This window comes from Caulobacter sp. P4_E5 (assembly GCF_056401555.1).
Map to the genome: position 1 here is coordinate 1 of NZ_JBFUJD010000111.1, position 13085 is coordinate 13085.

Below are 13085 nucleotides of genomic sequence, written 5' to 3' on the forward strand. Positions count from 1 at the left end.
CTCGATCACCCCCCGCCGCCGCAATCGGTCGCTGGCCATGCGCCCTTTCCTCGCGACGAGGTGAGTAGAAGCATACGGCGGGTTTTTGGACGGGGGATGAAAAGACCTGAACGCTCGTGCCTTCCATCACCCCTCTCTCTTTGAGAGAGGGAGGGGCCCATGCGCAGCATGGGAGGGTGAGTGGTTACACCGCTCACCGATAAACCTCGAAAACTCAGTGAGATGCGCGAACTCACAGACCGGCTTCGCCTAACCTCTCACCCTCCCACGCCTGCGGCGCGGGCCCCTCCCTCTCTCAAAGAGAGAGGGGTTCTATCCCCGCGCCCCGACGAGCATTCCCACCCCCTCGACATTTTTCCCGACCCGCTGTCGAATCCCGCCGAGCCGGCGCGTCTCCACCTCGAAGCGCCGCGATGGTCGCGGGCTCACGGGAGACATCGCCATGCAATACGCCCTGCTGATCTACGAGAACGAAGCGCTTTATCGCGGCGACAACGGCCGATCTTTCGAGGAGATCATCGCCGCCCACCGCGCCCTGGCCGGCGAGCTGGCGACCCAGGGAATTCTCAAGGGCGGCTCGGGCCTGAAGACCGTCGACACCGCCACCACCGTCCGCAAGGCCGGCGGCGAGCACGCTCTGCACGACGGCCCCTATGCCGAGGCGCGCGAGCAACTGGGCGGCTTCTATCTGGTCGACGTGCCCGATCTGGACGCGGCCCTGGCCATCGCCAAGCGGATCCCGTTCGCCGGCGACGGCGCCATCGAGGTCCGCCCGGTGATCGAGGAGCCTTGAAGGCCCTAGACCAGACCGCGCGGGAGGCCGGCGGGCGGATCATCGCCGCCTTGGCCGCGACCTTCCGCGACCTCGACCTGGCCGAGGAGGCCTTCGCCGAGGCCTGCGCGCGGGCGGCGGCTGTCTGGCCGGCCGCTCCGCCGCTGGACCCGGCCGCCTGGCTCTACGCCACGGCGCGGCGGCATGCGCTGGATATGATCCGTCGGCGGAATGTTCGCCAGCGCCTGGCGCCCCACGACCCCGAACCGGCGCCCTCGGCCGAGGACCTGCTGGCCTCCGACACCCGGCTGATCCCCGACGAGCGGCTGCGGCTGATCTTCGTCTGCTGCCACCCGGCCGTCGCGCCCGAGGCCCGCGCCGCCCTGACCCTGCGCCTGGTCTGCGGCCTGTCGGTGCAGGAGATCGCCCGCGCCTTCCTGGTCGCCGAGCCGGCCATGTTCCAGCGCCTGACCCGCGCCAAGAAGAAGATCGCCGAGGCCGGCGTGTCGTTCGAGGTCCCCGGCCCCGAGGCCTGGCCCGAGCGCCTGGCCGCCGTGCTCTCGACCCTGGAGGTCGCCTATGCCCGGGCCCACGAGGACGCGGCCGGGGCCGGGACCCACGCCGGCTATGCCCGCGAGATGCTGGACCTGACCGCCGTGCTGGCGGAGCTGCTGCCGAACGAACCCGAGTGCCTGGCCTTCGCCGCCACCGTCCGCTTCGCCGAGGCCCGCCGGCCGGCGCGGTTGGACGCCGACGGGGCGATGGTCCCGCTGTCGGAGCAGGATCCGCATCTATGGCGGCGACCGCTGATCCTGGAGGCCGACGCCCTTTTGCGCCGCGCGGCGCGGCTGAACGCCTCCGGACCGCGCCAGCTGCGCGCGGCCCTGCACGGAGCCTGGAGCCTGCGCCGCTCCCTGGCCGAGCCGCCGCCGTGGTCGGCGATCCTGGCGCTGTACGACCTGTTGCTGGACTGGCGCGAGGATCCGTTCGTCCGGATCAACCGGGCGGTGGCCCTGGCGGAGGTGGCTGGCCCGGCCGTGGCCCTGGCCGAGGTCGAGGGGCTGGACGCGGCGCGGCTGGCGGACTTCCTGCCGTTCCACGCCGTACGGGCCGACCTGCTGGCGCGGCTGGGCCGGCGCGACGCGGCGCTAGCGGCCTACGACCGGGTCATGGCGCTGGAGCCGGGACCGGCGGAGCGGTTGTGGTTGGCGCGGAGGCGGGAGGAAGTCGCTCAAGACTGAGCGCCCCCCCCCGTCACGCCGCGACAGCGCCCCCGACGGGCAGGCAGAGTCTCTCAGCCCGTGGCCGCCTCGTCCGCCCCGTCGCCCTCGACCTCGCGGCGCATTTGCCGGGCCAGGTTGGCGACCAGGAAGCTGGGAATGTCGCTCACCGGCATCGGGCGGCCGTACAGGAAGCCCTGGAACGTGTCGCAGCGCATGTCGGCCAGTAGGCGGGCCTGAGCGGTGGTCTCGACGCCTTCAGCCGTGACCTCCAGGTTCAGGGTCTGGCCCAGCAGAGCGATGGTGCGCAGGATGTCGGCGATGGCCGTGTTGTCCTGCATCTCGGCCACGAACGAGCGATCGATCTTGATCTTGTCGAACGGGAACCGCCACAGATAGGCCAGGCTGGAATAGCCGGTGCCGAAGTCGTCCATGGCGATCTTGACGCCCAGGGCCTTCAGGGCCGCCAGCTGCTCCAGGGTCTTGGCGCTGTCGTGCAGCAGCAGGCCCTCGGTGATCTCCAGCTCCAGCCGCGCGGGCGCCAGGCCCGAGCCCTTCAGGGCGGCCTTGACCTGGGCCACCAGCTCGCCCGAGGCGAACTGGTTGGGCGACAGGTTCACGGCCACGGTCAGGTGCGAGGGCCAGGTCGCGGCCGTGCGGCAGGCCTCGTGCAGCACCCACTCGCCGATCGTGCCGATCAGGCCCCATTGCTCGGCGCATTCGATGAAGTCGGCCGGCGGCACCAGGCCCCGGCGCGGATGCTGCCAGCGTAGCAGGGCCTCGAAGCCGGTGGTCTCGTGCGCCTGGCTGCCGATCAGCGGCTGGAAGAACAGCTTCAGCTCGTCCTTGGCCAGGGCGTCGCGCAGGTCCAGCTCCAGCTCGCGGCGCTCCTGGGCCCAAACGTCCATCGCGGTCTCGAAGAAGCGATAGGCCCCGCGGCCGTCGCCCTTGGCGCGATAGAGGGCGAGGTCCGCGTGCTTGAGCAGGCCGTCGGGATCGTCGGCGTCCATCGGGGCTACGGCGACACCAATGCTGGCTCCGATCAGCACGTGGTGGCCGCGCACGTCATAGGGCTTGGACAGGTCCAGGACGATGGCCTGGGCCAGGGCGCCCAGCGCCTCGTGGCCGGGCGAGGGGGCGACCACCACGGCGAACTCGTCGCCGCCGAGGCGGGCCACGAAGCCCGTGTCGGCCACGCATTCGCGCAGGCGCGCCGAGGCCTGGATCAGCAGGTCGTCGCCGATCGGGTGGCCCAGGCTGTCGTTGACGCCCTTGAAATGGTCGAGGTCCAGGCACAGCACCGCGCAGCCGGCGCCATTCTTCCGTCCGTGTTCGGTCCAGGCCTTGCCTAGGGCTTGCAGGAACGACAGGCGGTTGGGCAGCTGGGTCAGCACGTCGTAATGGGCCAGGCGCGAGATGCGGGCCTGGTCCTCGCGGGCCCGGGTGATGTCGGCGCCGACGCCGCGGAAGCCGATGAAGCAGCCGTCCAGGTCGTGCACCGGCTTGGCCGACAGCGACCACCAGTGGGTCGCCCTAGAATCAGGATTGGGTCCGACGCCGATCGAGACGATCACGTCGCGGAAGGTCTTTTGCTCGGCGAACAGGGCCGAGAGGGCGGCGACCGGGCCGGCGGGGGCCTCGGCCGCGCCGCACAGGTCCGACATCGGCTGGCCGATCAGGGCGTCCTTGTCGGCGCCGGCCGCGGCGGCCATGCGGTCGGAGACGTAGGTCATGCGCCCGGCGGCGTCGACTTCCCACAGCCAGTCGCTGGCGCCTTCCTCGAAGTCGGAGAGCAGCAGGCTGACGACCTGCTTCTGTTGTTCCAGCTCCTCGGCGGCGACCAGGCGGTCGGCGAAGATCTTGGCGTGCGACAGGCACGAGACGCTGACCACCATGTGGCAGAAGATCAACAGGCCGCCCAGCGCGTAAAGGATCGGGTCGTTGCTGGTGGCCAGCACCCACAGCGAGCCCACGACCATCGGGGTCGAATAGGCGATGGCGGCGGCCGGCAGGGTCAGCATGGCGAAGCCGCCACAGCCGATCATGCCGGCGATCACCGAGGCGACCAGCATCGGCATGGCGCCGGCGAAGCCCTGCTCCTTGGGCATGGTCAGGATCGGCAGCGCGCCCCACAGCAGGCCCAGGACGCCCGCCTGCCAGGTCATGCGGCGCACGCCGCGCACCGAGACGGTGCTCTTGCTGCTCTTGCGGCGCTGGGCGGCGACCCAGCCGCGCAGACCCAGCAGGGCGTAGCTGATCACCAGGGCCGACCAGATCGACAAGGCGACGCGGTGCGAGCTGGTCAGGCCGGCCAGGCCGACCAGCAGGGCGATGACGATGTTGGCGCCCATCATCACGGGCGTCATTCGCAGGATGCTCTGCACCTGTTCGAAGCGCACGCGACCGGCCATGGCCTCGGGCACCTCGGGCAGCAGGCGGGCGAGCAGGGCGGACGCGCCGCTCTGGATCAGCGTACTGGCGGCTGTGCGCAAGGCGCGGCCCTTCGATCTTCCGGAGCGAAATCCCCCGCGGAGACCATCGTTCGGCCGGGTAAATTCACGGTTAAGTTCGCGATTTCGCTGGGGCAAACCGGGGGGGGAGTAGGGCGAGAGCATTGGCGGTTTAGGTTCAGTTGACTCCAACCCCCGACCTTCCCGGCGAAAGCCGGGATCCAGATCTCGTGGCGCTTGGGCTGATTGGAGAGGCGCGGCGTTCTTAGAACCCGCCCCAGCGTTCTTCCAGCTGGGCCCCGGCTTTCGCCGGGGAGGTCGGGAATAAGTGGCGCCCCCCAAGAAAAAGGCCGCCGTCCTTTCGAACGGCGGCCCAAATCTCGAAGGTCCGAAAACCCTACTCTTCCTTGACGCGGCGCTTGCGGAACGACGGGTTCAGGATCTGCTTGCGCAGGCGGATGTTCTTCGGGGTCACCTCGACCAGCTCGTCTTCCTCGATATAGGCGATGGCCTGTTCGAGGGTCATGCGGCGCGGCGGGGTCAGGCGGATCGACTCGTCCTTGCCCGAGGCGCGGACGTTGGTCAGCTGCTTGGCCTTCATCGGATTGACGTCGAGGTCGTCCTGACGGGCGTTCTCGCCGATGATCATGCCCAGATAGCACTTCTCGTTGGCGCCGACGAACATGACGCCGCGCTCTTCCAGGTTCCACAGCGCGTAGGCCGCCGTCTCACCGTCCGAGTTGCTGATCAGCACGCCCTTACGCTGCTGGTCGATGGGGCCCTTGTAGGGCTCGTAGTGGCTGAACACGCGGTTCAGGACGCCCGAACCGCGCGTGTCGGTCAGGAACTCGCCCTGATAGCCGATCAGCGAGCGCGACGGGGCGGTCAGCTGGATGCGGGTCTTGCCCGCGCCCGACGGGCCCATGTCCTTCAGCTCGGCCTTACGGAGCGACAGCTTCTCGATGACAATGCCCGAGAACTCGTCGTCGACGTCGATCATGACGTCTTCCATCGGCTCCAGGCGCTTGCCGGTTTCCGGATCGGTCTGGAACACGACGCGCGGACGGCTGATCGACACCTCGAAGCCTTCGCGGCGCATGTTCTCGATCAGGACGCCCAGCTGCAGTTCGCCGCGGCCCGACACTTCATAGGCGTCGCCTTCGCTGGTCTCGGTCACCTTGATGGCGACGTTCGATTCGGCTTCCTTCAGCAGGCGGTCGCGGATGACGCGGCTTTGGACCTTGTCGCCTTCCTTGCCGGCCAGCGGGCTGTCGTTGACCGAGACGGTCATCGAGATGGTCGGCGGATCGATCGGCTGGGCCGGCAGGGCCTCGGTGACGTCCATGGCGCACAGGGTGTCGGCGACGGTGGCCTTGCTCATGCCGGCGATGGCGACGATGTCGCCCGCCTCGGCGCCTTCATCGACCGGCTGGCGCTTCAGGCCGCGGAAGGCCAGCACCTTGGTGATGCGGCCGCGCTCGATTTCCTTGCCGTCGCGGTCCAGGGCGTGGATGGCCATGCCGGGGACGGCCTTGCCGCTCTCGATGCGGCCGGTCAGCAGGCGGCCCAGGAACGGGTCGCTTTCGATCAGCACGTTCAGCATCTGGAAGGGCGCGTCGATCTTGGCGATCTGCTTCGGCTCCGGCACGTGGCGGACGATCAGGTCGAACAACGGGCCGAGGTTGTCGCTGGGGACGTTCATGTCCAGGGTCGCCCAGCCGGCGCGGCCCGAGGCGTAGATGTGCGGGAAGTCCAGCTGCTCGTCCGTGGCGCCGATGGCGGCGAACAGGTCGAAGGCGGCGTTGTGGACCTTGTCCGGATCGGCGTGGGCGCGGTCGACCTTGTTGATGCAGAGGATCGGCTTCAGGCCCATCTTCAGCGCCTTGGTCAGCACGAACTTGGTCTGCGGCATGACGCCTTCCTCGGCGTCGATCAGCAGGACGCAGCCGTCCACCATGCCCAGGATCCGCTCGACCTCGCCGCCGAAGTCGGCGTGGCCGGGGGTGTCGATGATGTTGATGCGGGTCTCGCCCGCTTCGCCGTGCCACAGCACGCTGGTGCACTTGGCCAGAATGGTGATGCCGCGCTCGCGCTCCTGGTCATTGGAGTCCATGGCGCGTTCGGTCGTGGCTTCGTTGGCGCGGAAGACGCCCGACTGGGCCAGCAGCTGATCGACGAGGGTGGTCTTGCCATGATCGACGTGCGCGATGATGGCGATATTTCGCATGGACATGGGAACGGACGGACTTTCGGGAAGAATAGGGGATGACGCGTCACGCGTCAGGCGCGCGGCTTTTACGCGACTGCGCTCGATTTATCCACCCCTACCACCACGAAACAGTTGTCGCAGGAAACCGGTGTCATCATCAAAGCCTTGCCGCGCTTGGGTTTGCGCGATGCTCTCGCGAGAGACCGTTTCAAACGCAACAAATTGTGCACTGCAACATGCCCAAAAATGAGGCGGTTTCTAATAGCGACGTTCTGCGATCCTTACCCTGCAAAGGGTTGCGCGAATCCCCTCTCGGAAAATCGACATTGAAGTTCGATTTTTTGCTTGCCCAATTTTGCGCCGCACCCTATAAACATTCCTGTGAGGCGGCGCTGCCGCTTCTGCCCTTCCTGGGCGTTTCCTCCCTAATGAACTGGCCCGGCGGTTTCGCCGGGCTTTTTTTTGGCCTCGACGTCCCCGAGGCCTCCGGGGCGAGCGCGAGGCGGTCGAGATAGCCTCGCAGGCGACGTCGTTTGACAGCGCCCGGACGATCAGCCCACCCTTTCCCGCGACGAAGCTGACCGGGGGGCGGGCTTTGAAACAGCGACTTTTCATATTGGCGGCCTTTGTGGCGGCTTTGGGCCTGTCTGGCGCGGAAGCCCAGGGGCAAGGGCAGGGCCAAGCCCAAGGTCCGTCCGCGCGCCTGCCGCCGCTGAAGATCCTGAAATCGCCATCGCCGGAGGCGCTGGCCCGCCTGTTTCCGGCCACCGCCCGCCGCGCGGAGGTCGAGGGCGGCGCGACCCTGGCCTGCGTGATCCGCCGCGACGGCTCGCTCGGCGACTGCGAAGTCACCGGCGAGAACCCGCGCGGCCTGGGCTTCGGCGAGGCGGCTCGCGCGGCCATGGCCTATTATCAAGTGAGCGTCGACGGCCCCAACGCCGCCCAGGTGTCGCGGCGGCTGTCGGGGATCACGATCCGGTTCGCGCTGCCGCCGCGGCAGGCGGCGTCTCAATAAGAACCTTCCCTCTCCCCTTGCGGGAGAGGGTGACCCGAAGGGTCGGGTGAGGGGTTGAAGAAAGCATCCGCCGCGACGGCGGTCGACGCCGGGCGCCAAGCCGACAGGGCTATCGACCCCTCATCCGACCGCCTTCGGCGGCCACCTTCTCCCGCAAGGGGAGAAGGAAGCCTACCGCAGCTCCGCCACATCTAACCCCGCCAGCGTCCGGGTCAGCTTCTCGGCGTCGGCGGTCAGCTTAGCCAGGCCTTCGGTCGGTTCGCGGGTCGTCTCGTTCATATAGAGGGCGCGGTTGATCTCGATCTGCAGGGCGTGGGTGCGCCGGGCCGGGCGGCCGTAGTGCTCGGTGGTGTAGCCGCCGGCGTAGGGGGCGTTGCGGGTGACGCGGTAGCCCAGCGCCTCCAGCTCGCGCTCGACCAGGCCGGTCAGCTTGGGCGAGCAGGCCGCGCCGAAGCGGTCGCCCAGCACGATGTCGCACGGCCCGCCGCCCTTGGCCCGCTGGCCGCGCGCCGCCGCCGCCGGCATCGAGTGCCAGTCGATCAGGATCGCCGCCCCATGCGCGGCCCGCGCCGCCGCCAGCTGGCGGTCCAGAGCGTCATGATAGGGGCGGTGGGCCAGCTCCACCCGGTCCTTGGCCTCGGCGAAGGTCAGCTTGCGGCCGTAGATCGGCCGGCCCTCGCCGGCGACCCGGGGGATGGTCCCCAGCCCCGCCGCCACCCGGGCCGTGCGGCCGCGGGCATATTCGGGCAGGTCGCCGTCGAACATCGAGGGGTCCAGCTCCCACGGCTCGCGGTTCAGGTCGACATAGGCGCGGGCGAAGCGGGCCCGGATCACGCCAGCCCCCAGGGCCGGCGCCCCCGCCACGATCTGGTCGACAAAGGCGTCCTCCGAGGCGCGCAGGGTCTCGACCGGCAGGCGGGCGGCCGCGATCATGTCCTGCGGATAGACGCCGCCGGAATGAGGCGAGGCGAACACCAGGGCCGTCGGCGGCGGCGCGCCGGCCGGCGCGGCGCGCAGCACCTCGAACGCCGGGCCGCTGATTGTCTCCAGCGGCGGGTCCGTGGCCAGGGGGTGTTCGGCCGCGATCGGCCGCCAAGCGCTCATGCTTCATCATCGAAGCCCGGCCGCGCCGGGTCAAACGGCAATACGTCGCGCGAAGCCACGAACGTCATTCGTCCACAGGACGCGACATTTAGGTTCATCCCCGATTTACGGACAACGCGCTAAGGTGGCTCCTCGATCGAAGACTTTTCTCTCCGGACACGTGACCTCATGGCCCGCATCCTCCTCGCTGAAGACGATGATTCCCTCCGCGGCTTCCTGGCCCGGGCGCTGGAACGCGCCGGCTTCGAAGTCCAGGCCTGCGCCGACGGGGAGGAAGCCGTCCAGCACCTCGAACATCCGTGGGACCTGCTGCTGACCGACATCGTCATGCCGGGCATGGACGGCATCGAGGTGGCCCGCCAGGCCGCCGCCCGCGATCCGTCCCTGCGCATCATGTTCATCACCGGCTTCGCCGCCGTCGCTCTCTCGGCCCAGGACCGCGCCCCGGCCGGCGCCAAGGTGCTGTCCAAGCCCGTCCACCTGCGCGACCTGGTCGCCGAGGTGGAAAAGATGATGGCCGCCTAAAAAGCTTCTGAAAAAGTTTTGGGGGCGGCTTGCGCCTCGGCCAAGCCGCCGCTATACCCCCACACCTTCCCGGCCGGGACGTCTTCTTGAAGGCGCTTCGGCTCGCTTCGGCGGACGCGTAGCTCAGCGGGAGAGCACTACGTTGACATCGTAGGGGTCACAGGTTCAATCCCTGTCGCGTCCACCATTCCCTTCTTCAATGAAGTCAATGGCTTGTTGCTAAATCGGTCGTTCGATTTGCGGCTGAGCATTTTCCCCCAAGTTTCCCCCCGATTTGGGCGTGGAATACCCCTGCGCGCGGCCTGCGCCAGCTTAGAATTGTCGTGGAAAAGGGCGATTTGCGCCGACCGTGGCGCTGCGCTCCTAGAGGCTTGATGGCTGCAACGCCCTGGTCGGGGCCGGTCTTCTTCGACAGCTTGGCGCTTAACGGCCTCTGGCGGCGGGTCGCGCCGCGTGAACAGTCCCGTGACATGGCCTCCGGATCGGCGTCACCCCGATCTGGAGGCTGCCGCGCCCCGACTCAGCGAGGCGGGGGAGCATCTCAAGGGGAGGCCGCAAGGACGTTGATCTGGACCGCGCCCTGGATCGGCCGCGTGTGGCCATCCGTGACGTAGTAGGAGAACGACGCGTTGGATCCTGTGAAGTTGTTATCGGGGACGAAGACGACCGTATGGTTGTCGATCAATGCGGCCCGCCCGCCGGTTCCTTGCTCGACGCCCACGATCGTCAAAGGCTCTCCTTCGGGATCACTGTCGTTGTCGAGCAAGGTCGTCAGGGTGATGGGCGTGTTGAACGGGGTGTTGAACGGCCCGTCGGCGACCACGACAGGGCGGCGCGCGGCGCTTTGCACGACGGTAATGTAGAGGGTGGCGGTGGCCGTTCCACCGCGCCCGTCCGTAATCTTGAACTTGAAGCTGTCGGGCCCGACGTAGCCGGGCGTTGGCGTGTAGACGAATTGCCCCCAGCCATCGATCGCCGAAACCGTGCCGTGCGCCGGCTGCGTGACGGCGCTGTAGGTGAAGACGACCCGGTCGGGATTGCCGGCCTCGATGCTCAGTTGCGCGGCGAGGTTCTGTTCCACCGTGGCGTATCCGTCGCCCTTTCTCGGCGGATTGTTCCCGGCCGGATTGGCGACGAAGACCAGCACGTTCGCCGTGGCCGCGCCGCCTCGCCCGTCCGACACTGTATAGGTGAAGGCATCCGACCCGCTGTAGTTGCTGGGCGGCGTGTACCGAATGAGGCTCGGCGCATAGATCGTCGCCGCGCCGCGGGGCGGGGTTCCGACCGCCGTCAGAGTAATCGGGTCGTAGTCCGGATCTGAAACGACCACGGAGATTGGCAGCAATAGCGGGCTGCTTGCCGTAAACGGACCATAGTCGCGGACAACGGGCGGGCGGTTGATCGTGACGAAGGCATTGACCGTCGCCGTCGCCGTCCCGCCGTGGCCGTCCGACACGGTGTAGGTGAAGCTATCCTGACCGCTGTAGTTGGCGGTGGGCGCATAGGTGATCGCCTGGCCGACGATATTGACCGTCCCATGCGCGGGCGCGCTCGTCGAGGCGATGGTCAGGCTGTCGCCATCCGGATCTCCGTCATTGGCGAGCACCGGGATCGTCGCGGTCGTATTGGCCACCATCAGCCCGGTGCTGTCGGTCACCGGTTTCGGATTGCGGTTGGGGGTTGGCAGGGTCGTGACGGAAATCTGAGCGCTGGCCACGCCGCCATGAGCATCCGAGATCGTGTAGTTGAACGTGTCCGTCCCGGCGTAGTTGGCTTGCGGCGTATAGAGGACGCTGGCGCCGTTATCGGTGATCGTCGCGGCGCCATGGGCGGGCGCTGCGATGGACGTCACCACCGGGGTGTCGCCGTCCGGATCGGAGTCGTTGGACAGAGGCGTCAAGGTCTTGGCGGTGTTGGCGGGGGTGGAGTAGTCGTCGTTGACCGCCACCGGGGCCTGATTTGAGTTCCGCACGACCGTGATCGAGACGCTGCCGCTGGCCGCGCCACCCTTGCCGTCGGATACGGCGTAGGTGAAGCCGTCGTCGCCGCTGTATCCCTTGATCGGCGTGTAGGTGATCTGGCCGCCGACGAGGCTCGCCGTCCCGTGGCCGGGGGCGCCGACCCCCGTGATGCTGAAGACGTCGCCTTCAGGATCGCTGTCGTTGGCCAGCACGTTGAACGTGGCCGTGGTGTTGAAGTCCATCGTATAGCTATCGGCCGTCGCCACCGGCGGCGGCTCGGGCGGCACGGTGACCGTAACGGTCGCGGTCGAGGTTCCGCCCTGCCCATCGGTGATCGTGTAGGTAAAGCTGTCGACGCCGACGAAGTCGTTCGTCGGCGTGTAGCCGAGATAGTAGCTGCCGGGCTGCGACACCACGCCATGGCTGGCCTGAGTGAAGCTCACGAAGTTCAGCGAATCGTCATTGGGATCGGTGTCGTTGGCGAGCAGATCTCCGAAAAGCGCGATCTTGTTGTGCCGGCCCGCCACGGCGTCGTTTACGGCGACCGGATTGGAATTGCCCGTCACCGTCAAGGAAACCGTGGCGGTGGCGTATTCGCCGCGACCGTCGGTGATCGTGTAGGTGAAGCTGTCGGATCCCACGTAGCCGGCGGTCGGTGTGTAGGTGATCAGCGCGCCACTGATGACTGCGGAGCCATGCGACGGCTGGGTCACCGAGACGATGGTCCGGTCATCGCCCTGGGCGTCGGAGTCGTTGACGCTCACCAAGAGCGGGGTCTGCCGGTAATTGGCCACGACGAAGCTGTCGTTGGTCGCGACGGGGGGGCTGTTATATTCGTAGACGACGCCCAGATAGGCGGTCGCCGTGGCGGTCCCGCCGCGACCGTCGGTGATCGTGTAGTTGAAGCTGTCGGGACCCAGATAGCCGGCCGTCGGCGTGTATTGCAGGTATTGGCCGCCCGACGGCAGGCTGAGGGTTCCGTGAGCCGGTTGGGTGAACGCGGTGATGCTGATCGCATCCCCGTCGCCATCCACGTCGTTGGAGAGCACCATCAGTTTGGACGTCATACCGGTCGGTACGGTGGCCGGCGAGGCGGCGCTGAAATCGTTGCGCGCGATCGGGGCGTTGTTGGGCGAGCCGGCCTTGACCTCGATAAAGACATTGCCGCCGCCGCCGCCGCCGTGGTCGTCGACGGCGTTGTAGGTGAAGCTGTCGGGCCCGACATAGTCGTGGTTGGGCGTATAGAACAAAAGCGTGTCGCTGAGCTTGGTCAGCGAGCCGTGGGCCGGCTGGGTGTAGGCGCCGATCGTCAGCGGATCGCTTTCGGCGTCGTGGTCGTTGTCGAGCGGCGATATGCTGACGCCTCTGTTCTGGTACAGGGAGACGTTGTCGGCCGTTGTCACCGGATAGGTGTTGCCGATCCGCACCCAGATCCGGGCCGTGGCGGTCCCGCCCTTGCCGTCGGAGATCGTGTAGGGGAAGTCCTCCAAGCCGGTGAATTGGTCGGCGACGGGGAAGTAGCGGATCGCGCCGTCGGTGATGGACAGGTTGCCATGCTGCACGGGACCGGCCGAGACGATCGACAGCGGATCACCATCGGGATCGCTGTCGTTGTCGAGCACGCGGATCGTCGGGGTGCTCCATCCCGCCGCGTAGGGAATTTCGATGCGGGCCGTCGGACCGCCGTCGTCGGTGGCGACGGGATTATGGTTGTTGTTCGGCGAGTCGGGCGTGTTGTACGTCAGCGCGATCGCGCCCGTCGCGAAGCCGCCGCGGTCGTCGGTGATCGTGTAGGTGAAGGTGTCCGTGCCTTTGAAGCCCGGGTCCGG

The 13085-nt window shown here is 67.8% G+C and carries 8 protein-coding genes and 1 tRNA gene; 5 read left to right on the forward strand and 4 right to left on the reverse strand.

Translation table 11 applies throughout. The features are described 5' to 3' along the window. Positions 1–442: 442 nt before the first annotated feature. Both AC1DSO_RS22930 and AC1DSO_RS22935 read left to right on the forward strand, forming a co-directional pair. Positions 443–793 (forward strand): YciI family protein, encoded by a 351-nt coding sequence (locus AC1DSO_RS22930; protein ID WP_477071014.1) that lies wholly within the window; start codon positions 443–445, stop codon positions 791–793. Then, entirely contained in the window at positions 790–2013 is a 1224-nt protein-coding gene (locus tag AC1DSO_RS22935) for an RNA polymerase sigma factor (RefSeq protein ID WP_477071015.1), read from the forward strand. Before AC1DSO_RS22930 ends, AC1DSO_RS22935 begins: the two co-directional genes overlap by 4 nt. A 53-nt stretch (positions 2014–2066) precedes the next feature. Here AC1DSO_RS22935 and AC1DSO_RS22940 read toward each other — a convergent pair whose 3' ends face one another. Together AC1DSO_RS22940 and typA are read right to left on the reverse strand one after the other, a co-directional pair. After that, positions 2067–4484, reverse strand: a complete 2418-nt coding sequence (locus AC1DSO_RS22940; protein ID WP_477071016.1) for a putative bifunctional diguanylate cyclase/phosphodiesterase — start codon at positions 4482–4484, stop codon at positions 2067–2069. Between the two features lie 355 nt (positions 4485–4839). Then, positions 4840–6675 carry a translational GTPase TypA gene (typA, locus tag AC1DSO_RS22945; RefSeq protein WP_477071017.1) on the reverse strand — a complete coding sequence of 612 codons (1836 nt, stop codon included), beginning with the start codon at positions 6673–6675 and terminating at the stop codon, positions 4840–4842. Positions 6676–7279: 604 nt separating this feature from the next. Here typA and AC1DSO_RS22950 point away from each other — a divergent pair. Then, positions 7280–7666 (forward strand): energy transducer TonB, encoded by a 387-nt coding sequence (locus tag AC1DSO_RS22950; RefSeq protein ID WP_477071018.1) that lies wholly within the window; start codon positions 7280–7282, stop codon positions 7664–7666. Between the two features lie 171 nt (positions 7667–7837). Here AC1DSO_RS22950 and AC1DSO_RS22955 read toward each other — a convergent pair whose 3' ends face one another. Further along, on the reverse strand, positions 7838–8770 hold the full coding sequence (locus AC1DSO_RS22955) for an N-formylglutamate amidohydrolase (RefSeq protein ID WP_477071019.1): 933 nt from the start codon (positions 8768–8770) through the stop codon (positions 7838–7840). A gap of 168 nt (positions 8771–8938) precedes the next feature. Between AC1DSO_RS22955 and cpdR the strand changes: the two genes are divergently transcribed. Then, entirely contained in the window at positions 8939–9295 is a 357-nt protein-coding gene (cpdR, locus tag AC1DSO_RS22960) for a cell cycle two-component system response regulator CpdR (RefSeq protein ID WP_004616083.1), read from the forward strand. A 112-nt stretch (positions 9296–9407) separates the two neighbouring features. After that, positions 9408–9482 (forward strand) — tRNA-Val (locus AC1DSO_RS22965). Positions 9483–9836: 354 nt separating this feature from the next. Here the strand turns inward: AC1DSO_RS22965 and AC1DSO_RS22970 are convergent. Then, positions 9837–13085 (reverse strand): Ig-like domain-containing protein (locus tag AC1DSO_RS22970; RefSeq protein WP_477071020.1); only part of this gene is annotated, 3249 nt, incomplete at its 5' end.